The organism is Actinoplanes sp. NPDC051537 (genome assembly GCF_055586105.1).
Window position 1 is genome coordinate 1 of record NZ_JBVJIU010000035.1, and the last position, 24,562, is coordinate 24,562.

At 73.2% G+C, this 24,562-nt stretch carries 22 protein-coding genes and 1 pseudogene; 6 read left to right on the forward strand and 17 right to left on the reverse strand.

Going from position 1 to position 24,562, the window contains the following annotated elements:
- Nucleotides 1–129: 129 nt before the first annotated feature.
- On the reverse strand, nucleotides 130–384 hold the full coding sequence (locus ACZ6TB_RS47580; RefSeq protein WP_465568118.1) for a BatC protein: 255 nt from the start codon (nucleotides 382–384) through the stop codon (nucleotides 130–132).
- Between the two features lie 92 nt (nucleotides 385–476).
- Between ACZ6TB_RS47580 and ACZ6TB_RS47585 the strand changes: the two genes are divergently transcribed.
- Nucleotides 477–1,217 (forward strand): DUF72 domain-containing protein, encoded by a 741-nt coding sequence (locus tag ACZ6TB_RS47585; RefSeq protein WP_465568215.1) that lies wholly within the window; start codon nucleotides 477–479, stop codon nucleotides 1,215–1,217.
- On the opposite strand, the gene ACZ6TB_RS47590 is transcribed toward ACZ6TB_RS47585, so the two are convergent.
- The 6 genes from ACZ6TB_RS47590 to ACZ6TB_RS47615 all read right to left on the reverse strand — a co-directional run bounded on the left by ACZ6TB_RS47590 (nucleotide 1,192) and on the right by ACZ6TB_RS47615 (nucleotide 8,288).
- Nucleotides 1,192–2,064 (reverse strand): DUF72 domain-containing protein, encoded by an 873-nt coding sequence (locus ACZ6TB_RS47590; protein WP_465568120.1) that lies wholly within the window; start codon nucleotides 2,062–2,064, stop codon nucleotides 1,192–1,194. The two genes, ACZ6TB_RS47585 and ACZ6TB_RS47590, sit on opposite strands and share 26 nt — an antisense overlap.
- Before the next feature lie 64 nt (nucleotides 2,065–2,128).
- Entirely contained in the window at nucleotides 2,129–2,545 is a 417-nt protein-coding gene (locus tag ACZ6TB_RS47595) for a TraR/DksA family transcriptional regulator (RefSeq protein WP_465568122.1), read from the reverse strand.
- Between the two features lie 167 nt (nucleotides 2,546–2,712).
- Complete coding sequence (locus ACZ6TB_RS47600) at nucleotides 2,713–3,345, reverse strand: nucleoside/nucleotide kinase family protein (RefSeq protein ID WP_465568124.1); 633 nt, start codon at nucleotides 3,343–3,345, stop codon at nucleotides 2,713–2,715.
- Nucleotides 3,346–3,356: 11 nt separating this feature from the next.
- The gene (locus ACZ6TB_RS47605) at nucleotides 3,357–3,914 is read right to left on the reverse strand and encodes a winged helix-turn-helix domain-containing protein (RefSeq protein WP_465568126.1); all 558 of its coding nucleotides are present in this window, start codon (nucleotides 3,912–3,914) and stop codon (nucleotides 3,357–3,359) included.
- 312 nt (nucleotides 3,915–4,226) lie between these two features.
- On the reverse strand, nucleotides 4,227–6,518 hold the full coding sequence (secA2, locus tag ACZ6TB_RS47610) for an accessory Sec system translocase SecA2 (RefSeq protein WP_465568129.1): 2,292 nt from the start codon (nucleotides 6,516–6,518) through the stop codon (nucleotides 4,227–4,229).
- Between the two features lie 36 nt (nucleotides 6,519–6,554).
- Nucleotides 6,555–8,288, reverse strand: coding sequence for an ABC transporter ATP-binding protein (locus ACZ6TB_RS47615; protein WP_465568131.1), 1,734 nt, complete (start codon nucleotides 8,286–8,288; stop codon nucleotides 6,555–6,557).
- Between the two features lie 102 nt (nucleotides 8,289–8,390).
- Between ACZ6TB_RS47615 and ACZ6TB_RS47620 the strand changes: the two genes are divergently transcribed.
- Nucleotides 8,391–9,125: an ATP-binding protein gene (locus ACZ6TB_RS47620; protein WP_465568133.1), complete on the forward strand. Its 735-nt coding sequence runs from the start codon at nucleotides 8,391–8,393 to the stop codon at nucleotides 9,123–9,125.
- Between the two features lie 116 nt (nucleotides 9,126–9,241).
- Here ACZ6TB_RS47620 and ACZ6TB_RS47625 read toward each other — a convergent pair whose 3' ends face one another.
- The gene (locus ACZ6TB_RS47625) at nucleotides 9,242–11,443 is read right to left on the reverse strand and encodes a hypothetical protein (protein ID WP_465568136.1); all 2,202 of its coding nucleotides are present in this window, start codon (nucleotides 11,441–11,443) and stop codon (nucleotides 9,242–9,244) included.
- 200 nt (nucleotides 11,444–11,643) lie between these two features.
- Here ACZ6TB_RS47625 and ACZ6TB_RS47630 point away from each other — a divergent pair, with 200 nt between their 5' ends.
- From ACZ6TB_RS47630 to ACZ6TB_RS47645, 4 genes and pseudogenes are all read left to right on the forward strand, one after another.
- A complete protein-coding gene (locus ACZ6TB_RS47630) occupies nucleotides 11,644–12,165 on the forward strand; it encodes a hypothetical protein (protein WP_465568138.1) in 522 nt (173 codons plus the stop codon).
- Nucleotides 12,166–12,247: 82 nt separating this feature from the next.
- On the forward strand, nucleotides 12,248–13,729 hold the full coding sequence (locus ACZ6TB_RS47635) for a glutamate-cysteine ligase family protein (RefSeq protein WP_465568141.1): 1,482 nt from the start codon (nucleotides 12,248–12,250) through the stop codon (nucleotides 13,727–13,729).
- Between the two features lie 24 nt (nucleotides 13,730–13,753).
- A pseudogene (locus ACZ6TB_RS47640) lies at nucleotides 13,754–13,921 on the forward strand (glycoside hydrolase domain-containing protein); the annotation flags it as partial.
- On the forward strand, nucleotides 13,916–14,398 hold the full coding sequence (locus ACZ6TB_RS47645) for a CPCC family cysteine-rich protein (protein WP_465568218.1): 483 nt from the start codon (nucleotides 13,916–13,918) through the stop codon (nucleotides 14,396–14,398). The pseudogene ACZ6TB_RS47640 and the gene ACZ6TB_RS47645, both read left to right, overlap by 6 nt.
- 33 nt (nucleotides 14,399–14,431) lie before the next feature.
- Here ACZ6TB_RS47645 and ACZ6TB_RS47650 read toward each other — a convergent pair whose 3' ends face one another.
- From ACZ6TB_RS47650 to ACZ6TB_RS47690, 9 genes are all read right to left on the reverse strand, one after another.
- Nucleotides 14,432–15,862 carry a hydrolase gene (locus ACZ6TB_RS47650; protein WP_465568144.1) on the reverse strand — a complete coding sequence of 477 codons (1,431 nt, stop codon included), beginning with the start codon at nucleotides 15,860–15,862 and terminating at the stop codon, nucleotides 14,432–14,434.
- Between the two features lie 58 nt (nucleotides 15,863–15,920).
- On the reverse strand, nucleotides 15,921–16,331 hold the full coding sequence (locus tag ACZ6TB_RS47655) for a cobalamin biosynthesis protein (RefSeq protein WP_465568147.1): 411 nt from the start codon (nucleotides 16,329–16,331) through the stop codon (nucleotides 15,921–15,923).
- Nucleotides 16,328–17,689 carry a cobyrinate a,c-diamide synthase gene (locus tag ACZ6TB_RS47660; protein ID WP_465568149.1) on the reverse strand — a complete coding sequence of 454 codons (1,362 nt, stop codon included), beginning with the start codon at nucleotides 17,687–17,689 and terminating at the stop codon, nucleotides 16,328–16,330. The genes ACZ6TB_RS47655 and ACZ6TB_RS47660 overlap by 4 nt, the downstream gene beginning before the upstream one ends.
- Nucleotides 17,683–18,282, reverse strand: a complete 600-nt coding sequence (gene cobO, locus ACZ6TB_RS47665; protein WP_465568152.1) for a cob(I)yrinic acid a,c-diamide adenosyltransferase — start codon at nucleotides 18,280–18,282, stop codon at nucleotides 17,683–17,685. The genes ACZ6TB_RS47660 and cobO overlap by 7 nt, the downstream gene beginning before the upstream one ends.
- Complete coding sequence (locus tag ACZ6TB_RS47670; RefSeq protein WP_465568155.1) at nucleotides 18,282–20,459, reverse strand: VWA domain-containing protein; 2,178 nt, start codon at nucleotides 20,457–20,459, stop codon at nucleotides 18,282–18,284. Before ACZ6TB_RS47670 ends, cobO begins: the two co-directional genes overlap by 1 nt.
- 360 nt (nucleotides 20,460–20,819) lie before the next feature.
- A complete protein-coding gene (locus ACZ6TB_RS47675; RefSeq protein ID WP_465568157.1) occupies nucleotides 20,820–22,409 on the reverse strand; it encodes a gluconokinase in 1,590 nt (529 codons plus the stop codon).
- A gap of 9 nt (nucleotides 22,410–22,418) precedes the next feature.
- A complete protein-coding gene (locus tag ACZ6TB_RS47680) occupies nucleotides 22,419–22,766 on the reverse strand; it encodes a VOC family protein (protein ID WP_465568160.1) in 348 nt (115 codons plus the stop codon).
- A gap of 16 nt (nucleotides 22,767–22,782) precedes the next feature.
- Nucleotides 22,783–23,958, reverse strand: a complete 1,176-nt coding sequence (locus ACZ6TB_RS47685; protein WP_465568163.1) for a hypothetical protein — start codon at nucleotides 23,956–23,958, stop codon at nucleotides 22,783–22,785.
- On the reverse strand, nucleotides 23,955–24,509 hold the full coding sequence (locus tag ACZ6TB_RS47690) for a SigE family RNA polymerase sigma factor (protein WP_465568165.1): 555 nt from the start codon (nucleotides 24,507–24,509) through the stop codon (nucleotides 23,955–23,957). The genes ACZ6TB_RS47685 and ACZ6TB_RS47690 overlap by 4 nt, the downstream gene beginning before the upstream one ends.
- Between the last annotated feature and the right edge of the window lie 53 nt (nucleotides 24,510–24,562).

Consider the following 24,562-nt stretch of genomic DNA (forward strand, 5'->3'; position numbering starts at 1 on the left):
TCCCCGCCCCGGAAAAACAGCGGGCCTTTTCCCAAGGACACCCCCCAGACTTGGCGGGGTGGGGGGGCAGTGCAGGGGGAGGCCCCGGGGCGGTTCCCCCCCGCCGCGTCCATCGTCATCCCGGTGCTCTCAGGAGGCGTAGCCGTCGGCGCCGCCGTCGTGCCCGTCCGCGTTCGCGCCACCGTCGGCCGGGCCCTCGCCCGAGGCGCCGCCGTCCGCGCCGCCGTCCTGGCCGCCCGGGTTCGCGCCGCCGTCGGCCGGGCCCTCGCCCGAGGCGCTGCCGTCCGCGCCGCCGTCGTGGCCGCCCGGGTTCGCGCCGCCGTCGGCCGGGCCCTCGCCCGCCGCCCCGCCGCCGGTGGTGATGTCGTCGTCGCTGAGTGACATGGGAAGCTCCTCGAGTTCGGTGTTCGAAGTGGCGTCCCCCGGTTACCCCGGCATGATCACGACAAACCACGGGTATCCGCGAGTTCGTGCTGATGGTGGGGACTTCCGGGTGGCAGTACGCAGACTGGCGTGACTCGTTCTATCCGAAGGGCGTGCCGCAGCGGCGGTGGCTCGAGCACTACGCCGCCGGGTTCGCGACGGTCGAGGTCAACAACGCGTTCTATCGGCTGCCCGAGAAGGCGACGTTCGAGCAGTGGCGGGAGCGGACGCCGGACGACTTCGTGGTGGCGGTGAAGATGAGCCGCTACCTGACCCACGTGAAGCGCCTCCGGGAGCCGGCCGAGCCGGTCGCGCGGTTCCTGTCGCGGGCCGAGGGGCTCGGGGACAAGCTCGGGCCGGTGCTGCTGCAGCTGCCGCCGACGCTGAAGGGCGATCCGGGCGCGCTGGACGAGACTCTGCGGCTCTTTCCGCGGGACGTACGGGTCGCCGTCGAGCCGCGGCATGCGAGCTGGTTCACCGACGAGACGCGGGCCGTGCTGGAGAAGCGCGGGGCGGCGCTGTGCTGGGCGGACCGCAAGGGCCGGCCGCTGGGTCCGCTCTGGACGACCGCGGGGTTCGGGTATCTCCGGCTGCACGAGGGAAGGGCGAAGGACTGGCCACGGTACGGGTCGACGGCGCTCGGGACGTGGTTGCTCCGGCTGCGTGACTTCTCGGACGCGTACGTCTACTTCAACAATGACCAGCGTGGTGCGGCAGTGCGAGATGCCGCCGCCATGATCGCGATGGCCCGCCGCCGAGGCGCCGGAGTCAGTCGGAGTCCAGCAGATCGATGAGCGTGGAGGCGTTGGTCTGGGCGTAGTCGGAGTAGCAGTTGTTCATGAAGACCTGGGTTTGCCGGGTTTTATCCGACAAATCCCGTAGGCGCGGCGCCCACTCTGACAGCTCGGCCGACGAATACTTATATCCGAATTTTTCGTGAATATCGGTGCTTGTCCACTTGGCGCTGTGGCCGTGGAAACGCACGACGGCCAGATCGGCGGTGGCCTCCAGCAGCGGCGGCACCGACGACTTGTGGCCCTGCGGCATGTCGACGCAGACGAACGGCAGCTTGTGCTTGCGCAGGAACTCGAACGTCTCGTCGCGGTTGTCGCCCTCGAACCAGGACGCGTTGCGCAGCTCGAAGACCGGCCGCAGCGGCTTGCAGCGGGCCGCCACCTCGAGCATGAGGTCCTTGTTGGAGCGGCGGATGCCGAACCACGGCGGGAACTGGAAGAGCACGGCGCCGAGCTTCCCGGCCTGGGCGAGCGGGTCCAGCGCCGAGAGAAAACGGCTCCAGACCTCCTCGTACGCCTGGGGCGGCAGATCGGTCGGGTAGATGTTCTTCTTGCTCGTCTCCGGGCGCAGGTCCTTGTAGATCGCGGACACCTTGGTGGGATGGCCGGTCAGCAGGCTGAACGCCTTGATGTTGAAGGTGAAGTCGTCCGGGGTGCGCTGCGCCCACAGCTTGGTGGTCTGCTCGGCCGGCGGCCCGTAGTAGGTCGAGTCGACCTCGACCACCGGGAACTGCCGGGCGTAGTAGGCCAGACGCTTCTCGGGGTTGTCGGCCGAGGCCGGGTACCACCCCGAGTCGAGCAGCGTCCGGTCGGTCCAGGAGGCCGTGCCGACCGCGATCGAACCCATGGGATCAAGCTAGTCCGAAGACGGCGAGTCCGCCGCGCGTGGCGGCGGACTCGATCGTCGTCGGTCAGCTGGCCCGGCGCTCCCGGTTCTGCTTGCAGTGCACGCAGGTGGTGGCCGAGGGGAAGACCTCGAGCCGCTCCACTGGAATCGGGTTCGAGCACCCTTCGCAGTTGCCGTAGGTGCCGTCGTCGAGCCGCGCGATGGCGTGCTCGGCCTGTGTCCGCCGGTCAAGCAGGGTCCGCAGCAGCGACGAGGCGGCGTCGCGCTCGGCCGTCTTGGAACCGCTGTCGGCCTGGTCGTCGCCGGCGGCGTCGCCGATCTCGACGAGACGTAGCCGGTGGCTCTCCGCGAGGGCGTCCTCGTACTCGGTGCTCGCATCGTCGAACCGGCCGCGCAGGATCGTGCGGATCTGCTCGACCTCCTCCGGCGTACGCCCCTTCGCGGCACCCTTGCCCGTGATAACCGCTCCATTGACGAGCATGCGCTCCCCTGCCCTTCCTCTGCCCCTGCGGGTGGGTCCCCCGATGACCGGCCCCCATCGCACCGTGGGGACGGCTGATACCCACCGCCGGAGGTCCCAAACGGGGTCTCCGCTAAAAAAGTAACCGGAGCATAACTGTCAGTGGTCGCGTCCGCTACAGACTCGCGTCACCAACGTTCCTCGACCCGTGCCGGACGCCTCGGATCGTCGACCCGCAGAACCATGTCGGCGAAGGTCGCCGGGGCGACCTCGGCGGCGTACCGGTCGAAGGCCGGCAAGGTCCACTGCTGCCCAGGTGGGGTGCGGCGGCGCAGGGCGGCCGGGGTCAGCTCGAGGTGCACCGTGAAGTCGAAGCCGAGACCGCCGCCGAGCAGCAGCGGACCGCTCACCAGCAGCACCGTTCCGGGCGCGAGCGGGTGGTAGGGATCACGTGCCGACCGGTCGGTCTCGGCGTTCCAGAGCCGGGTCAGGACGCGCCCGTCCCCGCCCGCGCCGGCCGGGTCGAGGACCTCGCGGGCCAGCCCGGCCTCGTCGAACCAGCCGGCGTAGAACGTGTCCGGATTTTCCCGGCCGAACTCCAGGCGCAACGAGGCGGGCCGGAGGAAGTCGGCGGTGTCGACCCGTAGGGCCGGGCGGCCCCGGAGCCGCAGCGGGTCAACCAGGGCGTCCGCGAGGCGTCCGGGCTCGGCGGCCGCGGGCCCGTCGATCGCCACTCTGAGGTAACTGTCGGGTTCCCGACTGATCAACTCGTCGGCGAGCTCTTCGACGAGATTCTCGACGGACACCGGACGCACACGCACGCCCGGGAAGACTACTCGTGCGCCTGCACGACCACGCTGGCGTCGTCGGAGAGGCGGTAGCCGACGCCGTACACGGTGGTGATCACCGGGTGGGCGCTGCCGAGCTTGAGGCGCAGGCGGCGGACGTGCACGTCGACCGTGCGCTCGCCGGTGTGCTCGTAGCCCCAGACGCCGGCCAGCAGCTGGCCCCGGGTGAAGACCCGGCGCGGGCGCTCGGCCAGGAACAGCAGCAGGTCGAACTCGAGCCGGGTGAGCGGCAGCGCCTCGCCGTCGACGAGGACCTGGCGGGTGCCGGTGAGCATGCGGACCTCGGGGCCGGCGAAGGCCTCGTCCGGCTCGTCGCGGGCCGGGACCGCCGGCTCGACGGTGATCGTGCCCTGGCTGATCTCGACGAGCTCGCGGACCGCCTCGATGAGCCGATGGGCCTGCGGGGTGAGGGCGTCGGTGGTGAGTGGAATCGCGACCGTGACGGTCAGGGCGGGATCGGCGGGCCGGCGTACCCCCGAGCTTCCACGGCCCGGGCCTGTGACATGGCGGTTGACACGAGGCGACAGCGCGCTTACCGGCATTGGAAGAGAGCCCCCTGAAATTGCATGGTCGGTAACCGTATATGCCCGGTCACCCTCCGTAAATTCGCGGTGAATATTTCCGCGAATGTCGTTGCCAGGTCAAGACGGCAACCACGATGTGAGAAAATCGTTCCACATCGGCTTTGACGGCGGGAAATGCATTCTGAGAACGGATCCTGACCGGTTGTTTAAACGTTGCCCAACGCCGGAAGCCCTGATGAGACGGCCGCCACACATAGACGTTCCTTGATGAATCAACTGAACAAAAAACCGCGCGGCGCCCTCTTGGACGCCGCGCGGATCAGGAACGAATCAGTTTCCGCCGGTCAGGCGGCGCCCCACCGCCGCAATCAACCGGTCCAGTTCGGAGCCGAACGGGTTGTCGTGAACCAAATAGGTCCAGGTGGCGCTGGGCCGCACGATCTCGGCGCGCTCCGGCTCCCAGCCGTCCTCGAAGTCGGTCTCCTCGAACGTTTCGATGGTGCGCGACTCGATGTCGGTGAACACCTTCTGGAATGCCGGCACCGCCGCCCGGTGGAACTCGTCGAGCGGGTCGAGCTTGCCGAGCGCGCGCAGGTGCACGCCCTCGCGCACCTCGTTCAGCTCGGCCAGGTGCTCGGCCCAGAGCCGGTCGAGGTGGAAGAGCGCAATGGCCCGGGCGGCGTCGGAGAGGACGTCCTCATCGAGCTCCTTGGCCTTCTCCGGCGAGCGCTCGAGCAGCATGATCGTGGCGACCTCGGAGGTGAGCAGCCGCTCCCGGCGCTCGGCCAGGGCCACCCGCTGCTGCTCGATGACGACGCTGTAGCGCCAGGTGTTGCGGTGGATCTCGTGGTTGACGCCCTCGGCTACCCGCTGGGCGTGCTCGACGGCGTACTCCACCTGGTCGTCGTGGACGACGCCGTCCATGTCCATCCGCGGGGAGGCCGGCAGGATGTCGCCGGCGTGCCGGGTGACCAGCTCGTCCTCGAGGCTCACGAAGAACACCGAGCCGCCGGGGTCGCCCTGGCGGCCGGCCCGGCCGCGGAGCTGGTCGTCGACGCGGCGGCTGTCGTGCCGGCCGGCGCCGATCACGTAGAGGCCGCCCAGCTCGACGACGGCGTCGCGGTCGGCCTCGTCGCTGCCGCCGAGGCGGATGTCGACGCCGCGGCCGGCCATCTGGGTCGAGACGGTGACCGCGCCGAGCGCGCCCGCCTCGGCGATGATGGTCGCCTCCTCGGCGTCGTTCTTGGCGTTCAGCACGTTGGACGGGACGCCGGCCGCGGCCAGCTGCTTGGCCAGCAGCTCGGACGCCTTCACGTCGAGGGTGCCGATCAGGACCGGCCGGCCCTTCTCGTGGGCGATCTTGATCTCTTCGACCAGGGCCTCGTCGCGGGTGTCGTGCGCCGAGTAGATGCGGTCGGGCTCGTCGTCGCGGATGTTCTCCGCGTTCGACGGGATGACCGCGACCTCGAGCTTGAAGTACTCCCGGAGCTGCTCGCCCACGTGCACGGCGGTCGCGGTCATGCCGCAGACCGTCTTGTAGAGGGCGATGTAGGCCTGCACGGTGATCGTGTCGAGGACCTCGCCCTCGGCCGTGGCGCTCAGCCCCTCCTTGGCCTCGACCGCCGCCTGGAGGCCGTCGGGCCAGCGGCGGCGCTGGGCGACCCGGCCACGCATCTCGTCGATCAGCTCGACGCCGCCGTTGCGGACGATGTAGTCGACGTCGCGCCGGAGCAGCGCCTGGGCGTGCAGCGCGACATTCACCGCGGAGAGCTGCTCGACCTGGTCGTCGGCGTACAGGTCGACGCCGCCGAGCTTCTCCTCGATGCGCTGGAGGCCGGTGTCGGTGAAGGCGACGCTGCGGCCGTCGTCGGCGACCTCGAAGTCCTTGCCCGGGCGCAGGTCGCGGACGAGGTCGGCGGCCTCGTGCACCGGGTCGCTCTCGTCGGCGATCGAGCCGGCCAGCACCATCGGCACGCGGGCCTCGTCGATCAGGATCGAGTCGGCCTCGTCGACGATCGCCGTGGCCAGCTCGCGCTGGACCCGGTCTTCCACGTCGGTGACCAGCTGGTCGCGCAGGTAGTCGAAGCCGGCCTCGGAGACCGAGACGTAGGTGACGTCGGCCAGGTAGGCCTCGCGGCGCTCCGCGGGGGTCGACGCCTCGACGACCCAGGCGACGGAGAGGCCGAGCAGCTTGTAGACCGGCTCCATCCACTCGGCGTCGCGGCGGGCCAGATAGTCGTTGACGGTGAGCACGTGCACCGGGCCGTGGCCGCGGCGGACGTGACCGTAGGCGGCGATCGTGGCGGTCAGGGTCTTGCCCTCACCGGTGGCCATCTCGGCGACCTGGCCCGAGAGCAGGGCCATCGCGCCGAGGAGCTGAACGTCGTACGGCCTCTGCTCCAGCGCCCGCCAGGCCGCCTCGCGCCCGACCGCGCAGATCTCGGTGAAGTCGGTCGCCTCACCGGCCGCCGAGGTCAGCGCCTCGTCGTCGAGCTCGCGCAGCGCCTCCTCACGGCCTTCGATCGCCGGCAACCGCTTGCGGAACGGCGCGAGGTCGACCGTGGTGCCCGGACGCTGCAGAAACTTGCGGAACCGGCCTTTGAGCCGCTGCGACACACCCATGGCGGGCAACGGTACTTCATCTAGCTGAGAGGTGTGTCACGACACCAGGAGCTGATGGGTCGCCAGCTCGCGGTAGAGCGGGCTCGCGTCGAGCAGCTCGTGGTGCGGGCCGGCGGCCACGACCCGGCCCTGTTCCAGGACGACGATGCGGTCGGAGTCGACCACGGTGCTGAGGCGGTGGGCGACCACGATCAGCGTCCGCTTCACCGCGGCGCTGGCGATCGCCTCGCGCAGGGCGGCCTCGTTGCGGGCGTCGAGGTTGCTGGTCGGCTCGTCGAGCAGCAGGATCGGCGCGTCGGTGAGCAGGGCGCGGGCGATCGCCAGGCGCTGCCGCTCGCCGCCGGAGAGCAGCACGCCGCCCTCACCCACCTGCACGCCCAGGCCCTCGGGCGAGCGCTCGGCCAGCCCGCCCAGGTTGACCTCGCCGAGGGCGGCCCGCAGATCGTCGTCGGTGGCGTCCGGCGCGGTCAGCAGCAGGTTGTCGCGCAGGGTGCCGGCCAGCACCGGGGCCTCCTGCTCGACGTAGCCGAGGCGGGCGCGCAGGGCGTCCCGGGGCAGGTCGCGCACGTCGTGGCCGTCGATGCTGACGCCGCCGCCGGTCACGTCGTAGAAGCGCTCGATCAGGGCCAGGACGGTCGACTTGCCCGCGCCCGAGGGGCCGACCAGGGCGATCCGGCTGCCCCGCGGCACCTCGAACGACACCTCGTGCAGGACGGGCTTCTCGCCCGGGTAGGCGAAATCGACGGACCGGAAGGCGACGGCCGGTGCGCCGGCCTGCGCTGCTTCGGGCGTACGGCCGGAGTCGCCCGTTCTTTCGTCCGGTAGCGCGAGGATCTCCTCGATGCGCTGGAGCGCGCCGAGCCCGGACTGGAGCTGGGTGTAGGCGTGGATCGCCTGTCCCAGGGGCATGGCCAGGAAGAACAGGAACAGGATGAACGCGACGAGGCTGCCCACGCTGATCGCGCCGGACGCCACCCGGACCCCGCCGACGGCGAGCACCAGCAGGAAGGCGCCCTGGATGGCGGTGTCGGCGACGGGGCCGACCAGGGCCTCGAGCCGGGCCAGCCGGATGCCCGCCCGATAGGCCTGCTCCGCGCCCTCGGAAACGGTCGCGGCCTCGCGCTCCTCGGCGCGGCTGGCCCGGATCGTCCGCGCCGCCGAGATCGCCCGCTCGACCGCCGAGGTCATCTCGCCGAGCCGGGCCTGGGCCTGCTCGGAGAGGCCGCGCACCCGGCGGGAGGCGGACATCGCCACGGTCAGGCCCACGGCCAGCGCGGCCACCGCCACGCCGAGCAGCAGCGGGTCGAGGAAGGCCATCGCGATCAGGGCGCCGCCGACCATCACGGCGCCGGTGACGATCTCGAACAGGCCGGAGGTGACCACCGCCCGCAGCAGGGTCGAGTCGGCGCCGACCCGGGACAGGAGATCGCCGGTGCGGCGGCGGTCGTACTCGGCGATCGGCAGCATCAGCAGGTGCCGGGCCAGCCGCCGCCGGGTGACGAGGACCACACCCTCGGCGGTGCGCTGGAGCAGAAAATCGCGGACGCCCCGGATCGCGGCCCCGGCCAGCAGCAGCCCGATGAGCAGGGAAACCGGGCCGGCGATCGGGCGGCTGTGCGCGACGCCGTCGAGCACCCGGCGCACCAGCAGGGGCTGGACCAGCGCGGCCACGGCGGCGATCAGGCTGAGCGCGGCGACCACGGCGAGGGTGCGGCGGTGCCGGGAGAGGTACGGCAGGAGCGCACGCAACCCGACCCGGCCAGCTGGCATGAGGCCCAGATTAGCCACGTCCGGCGTTTGCCGCCCCCGGCCGACGTTTGCCGCCCCCGCCCGCCGGGCACCAGGGGGGTTCTCGGTACACGGAGGAGACGAATGCCCAGTCAGCTCGTCTGCCGGCCGGTGCGGGACCGGCCTGTGGCGCTGCTGCGGCTCAGTGGCACCCTCGACCCGGTCACCGGCGACGCGCTCCAGCAGGCGGTCCGGCGCAGCCTGGCCACGTTGCCGACGCGGTTGCTGATCGACGTGACGGCGCTGCGGATCGGCGACCCGGTGGGGTTGACCGCGCTCGCGGCCGTGGTCGGCGAGGCCGCGGACTGGCCGAACGTGCCGATCGTGCTGTGCGGCGCGACGGCCGAGACCCGCGCCGCGGTGTCGGCGGCGCCCGAGTGCGCGGACCTGATGTACGCGGCGGATTGCGAGGCGGCGATGGCCGAGGCGGGCAGCGAACCCGAGCCCCAGCGGATCCGGGTGCGGTTGCGCCCGGTGCCGGACGCCTGCAAACAGGTGCGCCAGCTGGTGACCCAGGCGTGCGAGACGTGGCACCGCTCCGACCTGGCCGGCACGGCGGCACTGATCGCGACCGAACTGGTGGCGAACGTGGTCCGGCACGCGCACACGACGATGGAGTTCACGTTCGCCCTGCGCGACGGCCGCGTGACCATGAGCGTCCGCGACGGCAGCCGGCACATGCCGAAGCCCGCGGACCCGAGCCCGGCGTCGCCGGGCGGGCGCGGGTTGCGGCTGGTGCGGGAGCTGACCGAGGCGTGGGGCGTGCTGCCGGTGAGCGACGGGAAGGTTGTTTGGACCCAGCTTGGGGCGGCGGCTTAGGTCTGGCCTTGCGCTTGGGCGGTCCTTTGCTCCGGGCCGGGCCTGGGGCCATGCGCCTGGCCTGGGACCATGGGCCTGGACTGGGCTTAGGCTGGGTCGCCGTTGCGGTCCGGCGGCTAGGCCGGGCCGCCGTTGCGGGGCGGGTTCTGCGGACCGCCGTCGGCCAAGGGGCGGTTGAGCTGGCCCATCTGCGGGGGCTCGAGCGGCGGGCGGTTGCGGCGGGTGGTCTTGGCCTCGGGCTGGGGTGGCTGGTTGGGCGGCGCCTGGGTGGGTGCTTGCGCCTCGGTCGCCTGACCTTCGTGACCGGCCTGGCCCATCGATGGCGGCTCCTGGGGCGGGCGGCTCGCGAGCAGGCCGAGGCCGCTGGGCTGGTCGGCGCCGTCGCCGCCGAAGCGGTTGGATGGGCCGCCTCCCGGCTGGGCCGCGGGGTTCGGCGCGGCGGCGGCCGGGGCGGGAACCGGAGCCGGGGCGGGTGGTTGCGGGGTGGCGGCGGCTTGACCGAGGCCGCTGGGGCCCTGGGGGCTCAAGCCGCTCGGGCCTTGGGGGCTTAAACCGCTCGGGCCCTGGGGGCTCAAACCGCTCGGGCCCTGGGGAGCCGGGGCGCTCGCGCTCTGGGGAGCCGGGGCGGCCGGGGGCGTCAGGCCGCTCGGGACCTGCTGGCCGGGGCCGGTCGGCGGCTGGGCGGCGGCGGGCGCCTGCTGCGGGGCCGGGGCGGACTGCGGCGGGGCGAACGCGGCCGGAGGCTGCGTGGCTTGCGGTGCGGGAATCGGCTGACCCGGCTGCACCAGACCCGGCTGCGCTGCTCCCGGCTGCGCCATTCCCGGCTGCGCCAATCCCGGCTGGGCGGTTCCCGGCTGGGCCGTTCCCGGCTGGGGCGGCTGGGTCAGGCCCGGCTGCACGCCCAGGCCGGGCTGCGGCTGGGTGGGCGCGCCGGTGGGCGGCGGGGTGCCGGGGCGAGCCGCGGGCGAACTGGGGCGGCTCTCGGGTGCCGGTGGGCCGGCGGGTGCCGGCGGGGACGCTGCCGTGGACGCCGACGGTGCGGCGGTCACGGGCGGGCCGGCGGTGGGGCGGGCCGGGGTGTAGAGCGGGGCGTCCAGGGGACGGTTCTGGGGTGGGTAGATCGGGCGGCCGGTCAGCAGCGGGTCGGAGTCCGACGGGTACTGGGGCTTGGGGGCGGGCGCGCTTGCCGGGGCTGTCGCCGAAGGTTGCGCGGTGGGGCTCACCGGTTGCGGGCGGGGAGGCTCGGGGCGGGCGGACTCCGGGCCGGCCGCGGTCAAGCCCGACGGGCCAGGGCCGGCGGGAGCCGGGCCGGACGGAGCCGGGCCGGACGGAGCCGGGACGGACGGAGCCACCGCCGGCGGAACTGGGCCGGACGGAGCCAAGCCGGATGGAACCACGGCGGGCGGAAGCGGGCCCGACGGCGCCAAGCCGGACGGAGCCACGGCGGGCGGAAGCGGGCCCGACGGCGCCAAGCCGGACGGAGCCACGGCGGGCGGAAGCGGGCCCGACGGCGCCAAGCCGGACGGGTCGGGGCGGGGTGGTTCGAAGGCGGCCGGTGTGGGGTGTGGGAGCTCCATGCGCGGCGGGGCGATCGGGTCCATGCGCTCGGGCTCGAAATGGGTGGGGTTCCGGCCCTCGGCCGGCAGGCGGATCGGCTCCAGGCGGGGCGACTCCGGGCGGGGCGATTCCAGGTAGGGCGACTCCAGGTAGGGCGGCTCGGTCAGCGGGGACTCGGGCAGGCGGGGCTCGGCGTGCTGGGCGTTCTGGTAGGTGGGTGGGTCCTCGAGCGACGCCGCGGTCATGCCGGCCAGGCGGGGGCCGAGCGGGTCGGGGGACGCACCTGGCGGCACCTCGGGGATGGGCGGCAGGTCGAAGCTCGGCGTCGCGAAGGAGACGGCCACGGGGGTGGTGGGGCCGGCGGTGGACGGGCCGGCCCAGGGCGGCAGGTCGTCGGGCGGCGGCGGGATGAAGGACGGCTCGCCCTCGGCGGGGGCGTCGAAGCCGGTGGCACCGAACGGCGGCTCGCCGTAGGCGAAGGCGGGCTCCATCGGGGAACCGAAGGCCAGCGGGGACGCGTACGCGGGCTCGCCCAGGCCGTGGCGGGCGGCGGCGACCAACCCGGACGCCTCGGCCAGGCCCGCGGCCTCGACCACGTCGGCCGCCGAGCGGCCCGCGGGGCAGGGCAGCGGCTCGCCGCACGCGGGGCACTCGGTCATGCCCTCGCTCGGGCCGGCGCCGCCGGCGTGGGCCTCCAGCATCGCCTGGGCGGTGCGCGCCAGGACGCTGTCCGGCTTCACGAACGCCTGTGAAGGTGCCATCGGTCCCCTGCCCCCATTCCCGGCGCTGCCGGCGCGGTTCCGAGTCCAGTTCACCTTTTCGAGTGGCGATTCGCTCGCTTTTCAGGCATTTGCCCAGGCGGGAGGGCGGGACCGCGAGGGCCTTCTCACGGCCAATTCACTCACGCTGCGTATCTACATGATCACCGTACGATATGAAGACATCCAGGAGGTGATCCCCCATGGACGAGGTCGAGCTGTACCGCGAGCAGATCCTCCGGCACGTCAGTCCCGTCATCACCGGCCGCTTCGCCGGGTACCAGGCGTCCTACACCCGGGAGGTGAAGGTCGGGCAGCCATTACTGATCGTGGTCTTCCTGGCCGCCGGCATCGCCCAGCTGATCGGCTCGCTGATCCGCATGCGGCCGGCCCGGCGCAGCTTCAAGGAGCTGAAGAAGGGCCCCGAGTTCCTGGTGACCCCGGTGCGCGTACGCGACGACCTGGGTCAGACCTACGAGGTGGAGATGCACGGGCACCTGCCGCAGTCGGCCCTGCACCGTGGCGACCTGATCCAGCTGCGCACGCAACCGCAGCGGGACGAACGCCTGCCGGTGCGCCTGGTCCAGGTGGTCAACCTGACCACCATGCAGCCGCTCACCCCCCGCATTCCCACCATGTGGTCGCATCTGGGGCCGGCCCTGTTGCTGCAGGCCGTTCTCGGGGTAACCGTGGCTCTGGCGGTGACCGCCGCCTGGCTCAGGTGAAACAACCGGCACGCCAATCTCACGTGTGGCGCAGACCTTCCCGGTGTGCGAACTTGGAGTCACTCGAGAGAGGTGGTGTGCCGTGGGTGAGGAAGTCGAGCAGACCAACTTCAGCCGAGAAGACCGGGCCCGATACAGGCACAAGATCCGCCGGAGCCTGGACGTGTTCGCCGCGATGCTGCGCGAGTCCCGCTTCGAGTTCGAGCGGCCGCTCACCGGCATGGAGATCGAGCTCAACCTCATCGACGAGGCGGCCGATCCGGCGATGCGCAACGCCGAGGTGCTGGGCGCGATCGCCGACCCCGATTTCCAGACCGAGCTGGGCCAGTTCAACATCGAGATCAACGTGCCGCCGCGGCGGCTGGCCGGCGACGAGAACGCCGATCTCGAGCGCTCGCTGCGGGCCAGCCTCAACAACGCGGAGAAGCACGCCCGGGGCATCGGCGCGCACACCGTGATGATCGGCATCCTGCCGACGCTGCGCCGCGAGCACATGACGCTCGACGCCCTCTCCGCGAACCCGCGCTACAAGCTGCTGAACGAGCAGATCTTCGCGGCCCGCGGCGAGGACATGGAGATCCGCATCGACGGCGTGGACCGGCTCGCCGTCACCACCGACACGATCGCGCCCGAGTCGGCCTGCACCAGCACCCAGTTCCACCTGCAGGTCAGCCCGGCGCAGTTCGCCTCGTACTGGAACGCGGCCCAGGTCATCGCCGGCATCCAGGTCGCGCTGGGCGCCAACTCGCCGCTGCTGTTCGGCCGGGAGCTCTGGCGCGAGACGCGGATCCCGCTGTTCGAGCAGGCCACCGACACCCGGTCGGAGGAGATCAGGGCTCAGGGCGTACGCCCGCGGGTCTGGTTCGGCGAGCGGTGGATCACCAGTGTGTTCGACCTCTTCGAGGAGAACGTGCGCTACTTCCCGGCCCTGCTGCCGATCTGCGACGAGGCCGACCCGTCCGACATCCTCGAGCGCGGCGAGGTGCCCGAGCTCAGCGAGCTGCGGCTGCACAACGGCACGATCTACCGCTGGAACCGGCCGATCTACGCGGTGGTGCGCGGCCGGCCGCACCTGCGGGTGGAGAACCGCGTGCTCCCGGCCGGCCCGACGGTGGTCGACACGCTGGCCAACGCGGCGTTCTACTACGGGCTGATCCGGAACCTGGCCGAGGCGGAACGGCCACTGTGGACGCAGATGAGCTTCAGCGCCGCCGAGGAGAACTTCCACGCCTGCGCCCGGCACGGCATCGACGCCAGCGTGTTCTGGCCGGGCCTCGGCTACATCCAGGTGACCGAGCTGGTGCTACGCCGGCTGCTGCCGCTCGCCCACCAGGGCCTCGAGCGCTGGGGCGTCTCCCCCGCCGAGCGCGACCGGCTGCTCGGCATCATCGAGCAGCGCTGCCTCACCCACCGCAACGGCGCCACCTGGCAGATCCGCACGTTGCACACGCTGGAGGCGGACGGCAACGACCGGCAGGCCGCCCTGCACGAGATGCTCCACCGCTATCTGCCGCTGATGCACGAGAACCGCCCGGTCCACGAGTGGGAGTACCCCGAAGGCTGAACGGTCAGGCAGAACGCCGCCTACGGCGCGTTCTCCGGCTGGGACGAGTACCGCGCGCACATTCAGCTGCTCGGCCTGCTGCGGCCGGACGTGGCCGGCGAACTGGCTACGTCCATGATGGACTTTGCCGCGCAGAACAACGGGATCTGGGACCGGTGGCCGCACCTGGGCGCGCCGACGCACGTGATGACCGGCGATCCGGGGCTCGTACGGGAAGAACACGTTCAATCCGGCGGGACGGTGTTCACGCTGGGCGCCACGCCGAACCAGAGCTGGGCGGTCAAGGACGCCGATCCCCCCGCGATCACCGACAATGCCGGGGTGAAGCCGATCCGGTATCCGTGCGTGTGCTGCGGCCATCTCACGATGGGGGCGCCGCCGGGTTCGTACGAGATCTGTCCGGTCTGCTTCTGGGAGGACGACCAGGTTCAGCTGCGGTGGCCGGATTGGGCGGGCGGCGCCAACCGGCCGTCGCTGATCGAGGCCCAGGCAACCTACCGGCGGATCGGGGCCTGCGAGGAGCGGGTGCTGGGATTCGTGCGGCCGGCGACCGAGGAGGTCGAGCCGGGGTGGCGGCCCGTCGACCTCGGCCGGGACACGTTCGAACCGCGCGGGGTCGCGGAACGGGAGTGGCCGGCCGATCGGACCGAGTTGTACTGGTGGCGGTGAGGGCCCCTTCTCGAGGGCCCTCACCGGCCGCCCTTACGCCTTCGGGGTCAGGGTCACGTCGTCGAGCACGAAGGACGTCTGGATCTGGGTTCCCTCCACGCCGGTGAAGGTCACGGTGGTGCCGCCTGAGCCGGATATCGCGAGAGATTTCTGGACATATCCACTGCTGGCGTTCAAGTTGGAATATGTCGCCAAGGTTGATCCTCGCGCGGCGACGGTCAGTTTGTCGTACGCCGTCGTCGTGGTGGTCTCGTCGGTGTCGACGTGCAGCCAGAAGCTCAGGGTCGCGCCGCCGCAGCCGGCCGGGATGGTGACCGTCTGGGCGAGCGTGTCGGTGTGCGTGGCGCCGTAGCCGTCGAGCCAGGCCTTGTAGGAGCCGGCGTGCGCGGCCTGCGACGACGAGTTGGTGATGACGCCGGAGCTGGCCGTCCACGAGGTGCTGCCCGACTCGAAGCCGGTGTTGCCGAGAAGCTGGGCGGTCGAGCAGGCGCCGCCCGTCGGCGGGGTCGTGGGCGGCGTCGTCGGCGTGCTGCCGCCGGTCCCCGCCAGCCATTCCGTGGCGTTCAGCGCGAGCGCCCGGTTCGTCCCCGCTGGATCGTTCCAGCCGTCGTAGAGCGTGTTCCCGGACTGCCCGGTCCCGTCGTCGATCGGCGAGCTGTCGCCCCACACCGCGACCCGTCCCGACCCGAACGTGCTGGTCGTGAAGAAGGCGCCGGTGCTGCCGGTCGGGCTCGAGCCGGGCCGCCAGACCAGGCCCTTGACCGCCGCGTTGTCGGCCTTGTGCAGCGTCTGGGTGCTGCCGTCGCGGATGATGCTACCGGTCACCTTGCCGTACGGGCCGTTGACCACCGGGTCGGCGCCGCTGGTGATCGCGACCGGGTTCTCGCTGCTGATGTCGTTCGCGTCGATGCTGAAGCCGAACGGGTCGGTCGCGTCCAGGGTGTTGTTGGTGAGCAGGTCGTTGGCGATCTCGACCGAGTCGTAGCCGTCGTTGTTCCGGTCGCTGCCGGTGTGGTCGACGATCAGGAAGAACCCGCCGCCGGCCTGGACGAACTTCATGATCGCGGTCTTCTCGGCGGCGCTGAGCAGCACGTTCGGCTCGGGCATCACGAAGACGTCGAAATTCTTCAGATCAAGAGCACCGCTTCCGCCGTACGTGATGGAGTTCCCGGCCGGAAGCGTCTTCAGGCTGTAGGAGCCCGTCCGTTGGAGCGCGACGCCCCACGACGACAACGCGCCCGTCCACGAGGTCTCCGAGGTCGGGTTCCCGTTCTGCCCCAGCGGATCGGGCTGGGACGTGCTGATGATCCAGTCGGCGTTGCCCGCCGTCTCGGCCTTGCTGTTGTCGAACAGCACACGATGGACGACCGCGGCCGACGCGGGTGGCGTCGAGACGACGGCGACGAGGGCGGCTCCGGCAGCCATGATGGCGGCGGCCAGGACAGCCCGGGTACGGACCAGCACCTTGCACCTCCGAGAGTCGATATATCGACCGAAGGCTATGGGTGCGGGATGACCGCGCCTACCCTGCGGCGGCTCCCCCGGGTGACGCAAGGGAAAACCCTCTGCGCGCGACGGCGACGGTGACGTTTCCGAGAATGCGCTTCGGCAGGACGAGCGTCGCCCCCGGACCGGCCGTGACAAGCGCCGCGGCCTCGGCCACACTCGGCGTGCCGACGGCGGCGGCGACTCGCTCGTTGCCCCGCTCGTGTCCCGCCAGATCCTCCGCGGTGAACGAGACCAGTTCCCAGCCGTGCGCCTCGGCCACCGCCCGGAAGCCCTCCTCGGCCGCGCGCCGGTCGATCGTCGCGAGCACGCCCACGTCGGCCGGCGCCAGTCCCGCCTCGCCGAGCGCCGACACGATCGCGCCGGTCAGGGTCGCCGCCGTGGTTCCCGGGCGGGCGCCCAGGCCGAGCACGAGTTCGCCGGTCACCGCTTCGGCCGGGCGGCCGCCACCACGTTGCCGGCCAGCGAGGGTGTGCCGGCCCAGTGCAGGTGCAGGTAGGACGCGTGCACGGCCGGGGTCGCGAAACCCTCGGGGTCGGCGCCGCGCCACTGCCAGGCGGCGCCGGCGGCTGGGGAGAGCAGCAGGCCCGAGCGCGGGTGGACGGTGGTGCGGTGGAACTCGTGGCCGGTCACCCGGGTGCCGGCCGGGGCGAGCGGGCTGTCGGAGAGGGCGACGGCGTCCCGGTACCCCAGGGTCAAAGTCGGGGTCATGGCCGCGTCCGCGTCGAGGACGCCGCACATCGGGGCGTCGTCGAGAGTGCGGCACAGCCAGAGCAGGCCCGCGCACTCGGCCACGATCGGACCGCCGGCCGCGGCCAGGGCGGCCACCTCACGGCGCAGGGGCTCGTTGGCGGACAGCTCCGGCGCGTACACCTCGGGGAAACCGCCACCCACCACCAGGCCGCGCGTTCCGGCCGGCAGTTTCTCGTCGTGCAGCGGGTCGACGACGACCACCTCGGCGCCGGCCGCCTCCAGCAGCTCCGGCGTCTCGGCGTAGGAGAACGAGAACGCCGGCCCCCCGGCCAGCGCGATGACCGGCCGCCCTCCCGGCTCGTCCGTCCGTGGCGGTTCCCAGGGCTCCGCGTTCAGCGGGGGCGCCGAGCGGGCGATCGCGGCCACCTCGGCCAGGTCGATCGAGGACTCGACCAGCGCGGCCAGGGCGTCGACCGAGGCCCGCGCCTCGGCGCGGCGCTCGGCGGCGGGCACCAGGCCCAGGTGGCGCGAGGGTGCGGCCACGGCGTCGGCCCGGCGCATCGCGCCCAGGACCGGGGTGCCGACCTCCTCGCAGGCGTCGCGCAGCAGGGCCTCGTGGCGGTCCGAGCCGACCCGGTTGAGGATCACCCCGGCCAGCCGCACGCTGCCGAAGCTGCGGAACCCGTGCACCAGCGCCGCGATCGAGCGGCCCTGCGCGGCCGCGTCCACGACCAGGATCACCGGCGCGTTCAGCAGCGCGGCGACCTGGGCCGTCGAGCCGGTGTCGCCGGCGCCGGTCCGGCCGTCGTACAGGCCCATCACGCCCTCGATGACCGCGAGCCCGGCCCCGGCCGCGCCGTGCGCGAAGAGCGGGCCGATCCGGCTCTCGCCGACCAGCACCGGGTCGAGGTTGCGGCCCGGGCGCCCGGCCGCGAGCGCGTGATAGCCGGGGTCGATGTAGTCCGGTCCGACCTTGAACGGCGCCACCGGCACGCCCCGCCGGGCGAACGCCGCGAGCAGCCCGGTCGCCACGGTGGTCTTGCCGTGTCCGGAGGCGGGCGCGCCGATCACGACGCGCGGGATCGTCACCACTCGATGCCCTGCTGTCCCTTGCGGCCGGCGTCCATCGGATGCTTCACCTTGGTCATCTCGGTGACGAGGTCGGCCGCCGCGAGCAGCCCGGGCGCCGCGTCCCGGCCGGTGATCACCACGTGCTGCGTCCCCGGCCGGTCGGCCAGCGTCGCGACGACGTCGTCCACATCGACCCAACCCCACTTCATCGGGTACGTGAACTCGTCGAGCACGTAGAACTTATGGGTCTCGGCGGCGAGGTCCCGTTTGATCTGGGCCCATCCCTCCGCCGCCTCGGCCGCGTGGTCCCGCTCGGTGCCCGCCCGCTGGATCCAGGACCAGCCTTCGCCCATCTTGTGCCAGGTGACCGGCGCGCCGCCGGTCGCGCCCAGCGCCTTGAGCGCCGACTCCTCGCCGACCCGCCACTTCTCGGACTTCACGAACTGGAACACCCCGATCGGCCAGCCCGCGCTCCAGGCCCGCAACGCCATCCCGAACGCGGCCGTCGACTTGCCCTTGCCGTGGCCGGTGTGCACGGCCAGCACGGCCTGCCGCCGGCGCTGCCGGGTGGTGAGCCCGTCCTGCGGTACGACCGCGACCTTCCCCTGGGGCATCAGGCTGCCTTCCTCGTGGTCGTGCCCGCCGCTTCCAGGTGGTCGAGCGGCATCAGGTCGGCGTCCAGTGCGGACGCCAGCCGCCGGGCCAGCCCCAGGCGCACCGGCCCGGACTCGCAGTCGACGACCACCGCGGCCACCCCGGCCAGGGCGGGCGCCACGGTGACCGGGTCGGGTCCGCTGGTGGCCCGCCCGTCGGTGACCACGATCAGCAGCGGCCGGCGGCGCGGGTCCCGGCGGCGCTCGGTGGCGATGGTGGCGGCGGCCCGGCGCAGCCCGGCGGCGAGCGGGGTGCGGCCGCCGGTGCGCAGGCTCGCGAGCCGCAGCACCCCGACCTCGTGGCTGGACGTAGGCGGCAGCACCTGCTCGGCGTCGTGCCCGCGGAACGTGATCATCCCCACCCGGTCCCGCCGCTGGTAGGCGTCCCGCAGCAACGACAGCACCGCGGTCTTCACGATCGTCATGCGCTTGCGGGCGGCCATCGACCCGGAGGCGTCGACCACGAACAGCACGAGGTTCGCCTCGCGGCCCACGTGCACGGACTCGCGCAGATCCCGCCGGTCGACGTCCCGCGCTCCCCGGTGCAGCGCGGCGCGCAGGGTGGCGGGCAGGTGCGGCGCCCCCGCGAGCTTGCCGCGCGGTTCCCGGCTGCCGATCACCCGTCCCCGGCGCGCGAACGCCGGCGATCGCCGCCCGGCGTGCCCACCCTCCCCGCGGCGCGCGATGGAGAGAGTCCGGGTCCGATAGGGATTCCCGGCGACCGCCGCCTGCCCCGCCCCGTCCGGCGCGCGGTCATTCCCCATGCCACGCAAATCCGATTTTTCGGAAATGTCGGGCGAGGCGAGATCGGGGTGCGGGCCGTCGGAACCTGCGCCATCGGGTCCCGAGCCGCCGGGACCCGCGCCGTTGTGACCCGCGCCGTTATGACCCACGCCGTTGTGACCCGCACCGTTGTGACCCGCGCCGTTGTGGCCGGCGTCGCCGGGACCGGTGCCGTCGGGACCTCCGCTGCCGGATCCGTCCGGACCTGCGTCATCCGGGCCGCCGTTCGGGGAGCCGCCACCGTCCGGGTCGTCGTCGGAGGGGTCGTCCTGGTCACCGCCCGCGCCGGCCGCCCGCTCCCGTCCGGCCCGCTCGCGCTCGGCGGCGCGTTCGCGTTCGAGCTCGGCCTCGGCCTCGGCCAGCGCGTCCTCGAGCCGCTGCTCATCGGTGCCGGGCGGGTCCAGCGGGTCCTTGCGGCGCCGGTGCGGCAGGGCGAGGCGGGCGGCGTCGCGCACGTCGTCGGCCGTCACCCGGTCGCGCCCGTGCCAGGCCGCCAGGGCGACCGCGCACCGGGCCACCACGATGTCCGCGCGCATCCCGTCGACGCCGTACGCCAGGCAGACCCGGGCGATCCGGTCCAGCTCGCCGTCCGGCAGCGCGACCAGCGGCAGCCGCCGCCGGGCCGCGACGATCTGCTCCGACAGCGACCGCTCGTCACCGGCGAAGCGGGCCGCGAACGTGTCGGGGCCGGCCTCGTACGCCAGCCGCCGGCGCACCACCTCGGCGCGCTCCCGGGCCTCGCGCGGCGCGCCCACCGTCACCACCAGACCGAACCGGTCGACCAGCTGGGGCCGCGGTTCGCCCTCCTCCGGGTTCATGGTGCCGACCAGCAGGAACCGGGCCGCGTGCTTGACCGACACCCCGTCCCGCTCGACGTGGGCCCGGCCCATCGCCGCCGCGTCCAGCAGCAGGTCGACCAGGTGGTCGGGCAGCAGGTTGACCTCGTCGACGTAGAGCACGCCGCGGTGCGCCGCCGCGAGCAGGCCCGGCTCGTAGGCCTTGACCCCGTCGGCCAGGGCGCGCTGGATGTCGAGCGTGCCCACCACCCGGTCCTCGGTCGCCCCGACCGGAAGCTCGACCAGCGCCGACGGCCGGGACTGCGCCGGGCTGTCGGCCGGGTGCGGCCCGTCCGGGCAGGCCGGGTCGGGCGCCGCCGGGTCGCAGGCGAACCGGCACCCCCGCACGACCTCGACCGGCGGCAGCAGCGCGGCCAGCGCTCGCACCACCGTGCTCTTCGCCGTCCCCTTCTCCCCTCGCACGAGAACCCCGCCGACATGCGGCGAGACGGCGGTGAGAAGCAGCGCGAGGCGCAGGTCGGCGAGCCCGACCACGGCGGAGAACGGGTACGGCGTCACGAAGGTCCCTTCTGCCCGGGTGTCCACGCCCGGCCGATGAGCGTCACGAGCGGCCGGAGTCTCCTGGCTCCCGGATCGACGCTCCCCGCCGCCTTCCGGCTCACGCCGTGGCGATGCCGCCGCGGCTCGCGCCGAGACGATGTCGCCCCGGCTCGCGCCGAGACGATGTCGCCCCGGCTCACGCCGAGACGATGTCGGCCCCGGCTCACGCCAAGACGACAGTGCCGCCGCGGGCACCCGGTCGCCGGCGGCACATGCCGCCGGTGAGCCGGCCGTGGCGACACAGGGCGGGTCACTCCCCGGTCACAGTGGCGGGACCGTCCCGGAATCGCACCGGGTTCCTCCGCTACCGCTCGCCCGTCATGCTTTCTCACCGCCGGGGGCAGCGTCAACGTGACCGGCGGTGACCGGCGTCTCTACCGGCGGGGCCAGGCGGTCGAGCTCGCGCACGATCTCCATGGTGGCCAGGGCCGACTTCTCGATCAGGGGACGCATGCGGGCGTAGAGCTCGGCGTTCTCCGGGTCGGGGCGGGTCGGTGCGGCGATCGCGATGAGCGCCGCCGCGTGATCGAGGTCGGGCAGGTCGCCCAGCGCGTGCAGGCCGAGCAGGCAGGCGCCGAGCGCCGTGCCCTCGGGGGTGTCGGCGATCGCCACCGGCAGGTCGAGCGCGGCCGCCAGCACGCCGACCCAGAGCTCGGACGCCACCGCTCCCCCGGTCGCCCGCACCTCGGTGACCGCGAAACCCTCGGCCGCGAACGAGTCGCGCACCAGCGCCAGCTGCTGGCAGACGCCCTCGACCGCGGACCGCACCAGGTGGGCACGGCCGTGCTCGCGGCGCAGTCCCAGGTAGGCGCCGCGCATGCCGGCCCGCCACCACGGCGCGCGCTCGCCCAGCAGGTAGGGCAGGCAGAGCAGGCCGTCGCTGCCGGGCGCCACGCCCTGGGCCTCCATGAGCAGGGCGGCGTCGCGCTCGTCCTCGTCCTCGCCCTCGGCGCCGGGGCGCTCGAAGCCGGCCGCGAAGCTCTGACCGGCCCAGCGCACCACCGAGCCGGCGTTGTTGACCGCGCCGCCGATCACCCAGCGGTCGTCGGTGAGCGCGTAGCAGAACAGCCGCCCGGCTTCGTCGGCCGTGGGCCGGTCGACGACCGTGCGCAGGGCGCCGCTGGTGCCGAGCGAGACGGCCGCGACCCCGGCGGGAGTGGCGCCGACGCCGAGGTTGGCGAGCGGCCCGTCGGCGGCGCCGATCACCAGCGGGGTGTCGGCCGGCAGCCCGGCGGCAGACGCAATCTCGGGGCGAAACCGAAGGACCGTCGTGGTCGGCACCACCTCGGCCAGCTGCGCGGCCCGGGCGCCCGCGATCTCCAGCGCCTCGGGGTCCCACCGGCGCGCGTGGATGTCGTAGAGGCCGGTGCCCGAGGCCACCGACAGGTCGAGCAGGAACGGCGCGTCGGCGATGGCCGCCAGCACCAGCTCCTTCACCCCGCCCCACCGGGGCGTCGACCGCAGCCGGTCGGGGTCGTTCGCCCGCCACCAGGCGAGCTTGGTGAGCGGCGACATCGGGTGCACCGGCGTGCCGGTGCGAGCCTGCAGCGCCCGGGCGCGGCCGGACGCGATGATCTCGTCGCATTGCGCGCCGGCCCGGTTGTCGGCCCAGGTGACCAGCGGGCCGAGCGGCCGGCCGTCGGCGTCCATCGGGGCCAGCGCGTGCAGGAACGCGCTCAGGCTCACGGCCCGGACCCGGTCGCCCTGCTCGCGGCAGGCCGCGGCCACGTCGGTGAGGGCCTTGACCGCGGCGTCGATCAGATGCTGCGGGTCGAGCTCGGCGCGGCCCGGCCCGGGCACCGCGAGTGGATAGTGGACGCTGGTGTGCGCCCGCAGCCGGCCGTCGGCCGTGGCCGCGATGCCCTTGGTGGCGGTGGTCCCGGTGTCGATGCCGATCACGACGTCCATGGGGTGGTCTTACCCCGCGACCGGGCCGACCAGACAGAAGACGTGCCCGTCCGGATCGGTGAGCACCGCCTGCCGCTCGCCCCACGGCTGGTCGGCCGGCGCGTCGATGATCGCGGCGCCGGCCTTCTCGGCGGCGGCCGTGACCGCGTCGACGTCGTCGACCAGGTAGCTCGCCGCGACCCCGGCCAGGCCCGGCGTGGGCGGCCGCCGGTGCAGCATCACCTCGGGATCGCCGAGCATGGCGACGTCGCCGGCCCGGTATTTCTCCGCGAGACCCAGCGCGTCGCGATACAGCGCGAGCGCCCGGTCGAGATCGGCCACCGACACGATGATCCGGCGCACGCCGCGAACCGTCATGGCTCCAACCTAACGGTCACGGCAGCTTCACGGTCACCGGATTACCGCCGCCCCGCGGCCGCACCTCGAGCTCGGTCGCCGCGTCGGGCAGCAGCGCCACGTCGCTCACCGGGATCCACGGCCCGCGCGCGCGGTAGCGCAGCGTCGCGTTGAGCACGGCCACCACCACGCCCTGCTTGTCGGGCAGCCGCACCCGCACCACGCCGTCGCGCTGAAGTCCCGCGTAGTGCGGGTCGGGCCCGCCGAGGAACCAGAACGCCCGGACCGTGCCGTCCATCGGCAGCGTCCGCACGGTGAACTGCCGGCCGTCCGGGGCGGCGCCCCAGATCTGCCAGGCGCCGAGACCGGTCAGCGCGTGGTAACCGAACAGATCGTCGTACCCGCCCGGCATCTCCCACGCCTCGCCCGCGCCGGGCAGGCGCCGTTGCAGCAGCTCGGGCACCTGGTTGGTCTTCTCGTGCACGACGTCGCCGAAGTTGTCGAGCGGGATGCCCTCGCCCATCCCGCCGCGGATCATGGCGAGCCGCACGTTGCCCTGCTGGGGCGCGACCCGGCGCACGAACACCCAGTCGGCGCCCGAGGTCACCCGGCTGTACGCGCGCCGCACCTTGCCGTCCTTGTCGAACGAGTAGTCGGCCGACAGGTCGAACGGCTGCCCGAGATCGGCGACGAGCAGCACATCACGTTTCTCGCCGACGAGGATCGCCCCCGGGTCGACCCTGCCCGGCAGCATCAGCCGCACCGAGCTGCCGCCGCGCAGGCCGCCGCCGGCGACCGGCTCGACCCAGCCCAGCAGGTCTTGCGGCGCGGTCTCGACCATCGCCCGCTGGCTCACCAGGGCGGCCGGCCCGGCCGGCGTGGTGCCGGCCCACAGCACGTGCGGCGGGGCCTTGGTCTCGAACGCGTCGGCGCCCGTGCTCCAGGCCGCCCTCGCCTCGTCGAGGAACTCCCGGTCGTGGGCCAGGTCGCCGCGGGTGCCCGGGTCGGCGGCCTCGCCGCCGCCCCGGCCCCGCCCGAGCGCCAGCGGCACCCCGGCCGCCGCGACCGCGGCCCCGAGGCCGCCGAGCAGCACGGCCCGGCGGCGCACGACCCGGCGCCGCCCGCCCGCGCGCACCCGCTCGAGCAGGTCGGGCGGCGGGCTCAGATGCCCGGTGGCGCGCTCCAGCGCGTCCCGGATGTCGGTGTCGGTCATCGCCATCCCTCCTCTCCGGTCCGTGCCGAATCGGCCATCCCCGAATCGGCCAACTCCGAATCGGCCGGCTCCGAATTGGCCGGCTCCGGCCCGAGAACGGCACGCAGCTTGTCGAGCCCCCGCGACGTGTTGCTCTTCACCGTGCCCACGCTGCAGTCGAGCGCGGCCGCGACCTCACCCACGGGCAGGTCGTCGAGGTAGCGCAGCACGACCGCCGCGCGCTGTTTCGGCGGCAGCTCGCGCAGGGCGGCCAGCACCGACTCGCGCAGGGTGACGTCGTCGCTGTGGTCGGGGGCGCGCACGTCGTGATCGCCGAGGCCGGTCTCGGGTTTGCGCTTCCGCGTGCGCCACCGGTTCGTCGCCCGGTTGACGATGGCCTGGCGCGCGTAGGCGTCGGGCGCGCCGCCGCGCAGGCGCCGCCACCGGGCGCACATCTGCTCCAGAACGTCCTGCAGCAGATCCTCCGCGGCGCCGCGATCACCGGTCAGCAGGTACGCGACACGCAACAGCCCGGTCGACCTCGTGCGCACGAACTCGTCGAAGTCGTCCAACGCTTGTCCCTTCCCCGCCCTCACACCCTCCAAAGACACCGGCGGGGAGGGAA

Bases quoted from the DNA above. Each gene is read 5' to 3' on its own strand.
- ACZ6TB_RS47580 (WP_465568118.1), bottom strand. From the start codon at position 384: ATGTCACTCAGCGACGACGACATCACCACCGGCGGCGGGGCGGCGGGC.
- ACZ6TB_RS47630 (WP_465568138.1), top strand. From the start codon at position 11,644: ATGGACGAGGTCGAGCTGTACCGCGAGCAGATCCTCCGGCACGTCAGT.
- ACZ6TB_RS47680 (WP_465568160.1), bottom strand. From the start codon at position 22,766: ATGACGGTTCGCGGCGTGCGCCGGATCATCGTGTCGGTGGCCGATCTC.
- ACZ6TB_RS47590 (WP_465568120.1), bottom strand. From the start codon at position 2,064: ATGGGTTCGATCGCGGTCGGCACGGCCTCCTGGACCGACCGGACGCTG.
- ACZ6TB_RS47615 (WP_465568131.1), bottom strand. From the start codon at position 8,288: ATGCCAGCTGGCCGGGTCGGGTTGCGTGCGCTCCTGCCGTACCTCTCC.
- ACZ6TB_RS47585 (WP_465568215.1), top strand. From the start codon at position 477: ATGGTGGGGACTTCCGGGTGGCAGTACGCAGACTGGCGTGACTCGTTC.
- ACZ6TB_RS47645 (WP_465568218.1), top strand. From the start codon at position 13,916: ATGACCGGCGATCCGGGGCTCGTACGGGAAGAACACGTTCAATCCGGC.
- ACZ6TB_RS47605 (WP_465568126.1), bottom strand. From the start codon at position 3,914: ATGCCGGTAAGCGCGCTGTCGCCTCGTGTCAACCGCCATGTCACAGGC.
- ACZ6TB_RS47675 (WP_465568157.1), bottom strand. From the start codon at position 22,409: ATGGACGTCGTGATCGGCATCGACACCGGGACCACCGCCACCAAGGGC.
- cobO (WP_465568152.1), bottom strand. From the start codon at position 18,282: ATGCCCCAGGGGAAGGTCGCGGTCGTACCGCAGGACGGGCTCACCACC.
- ACZ6TB_RS47595 (WP_465568122.1), bottom strand. From the start codon at position 2,545: ATGCTCGTCAATGGAGCGGTTATCACGGGCAAGGGTGCCGCGAAGGGG.
- ACZ6TB_RS47625 (WP_465568136.1), bottom strand. From the start codon at position 11,443: ATGGCACCTTCACAGGCGTTCGTGAAGCCGGACAGCGTCCTGGCGCGC.
- ACZ6TB_RS47620 (WP_465568133.1), top strand. From the start codon at position 8,391: ATGCCCAGTCAGCTCGTCTGCCGGCCGGTGCGGGACCGGCCTGTGGCG.
- ACZ6TB_RS47685 (WP_465568163.1), bottom strand. From the start codon at position 23,958: ATGACCGACACCGACATCCGGGACGCGCTGGAGCGCGCCACCGGGCAT.
- secA2 (WP_465568129.1), bottom strand. From the start codon at position 6,518: ATGGGTGTGTCGCAGCGGCTCAAAGGCCGGTTCCGCAAGTTTCTGCAG.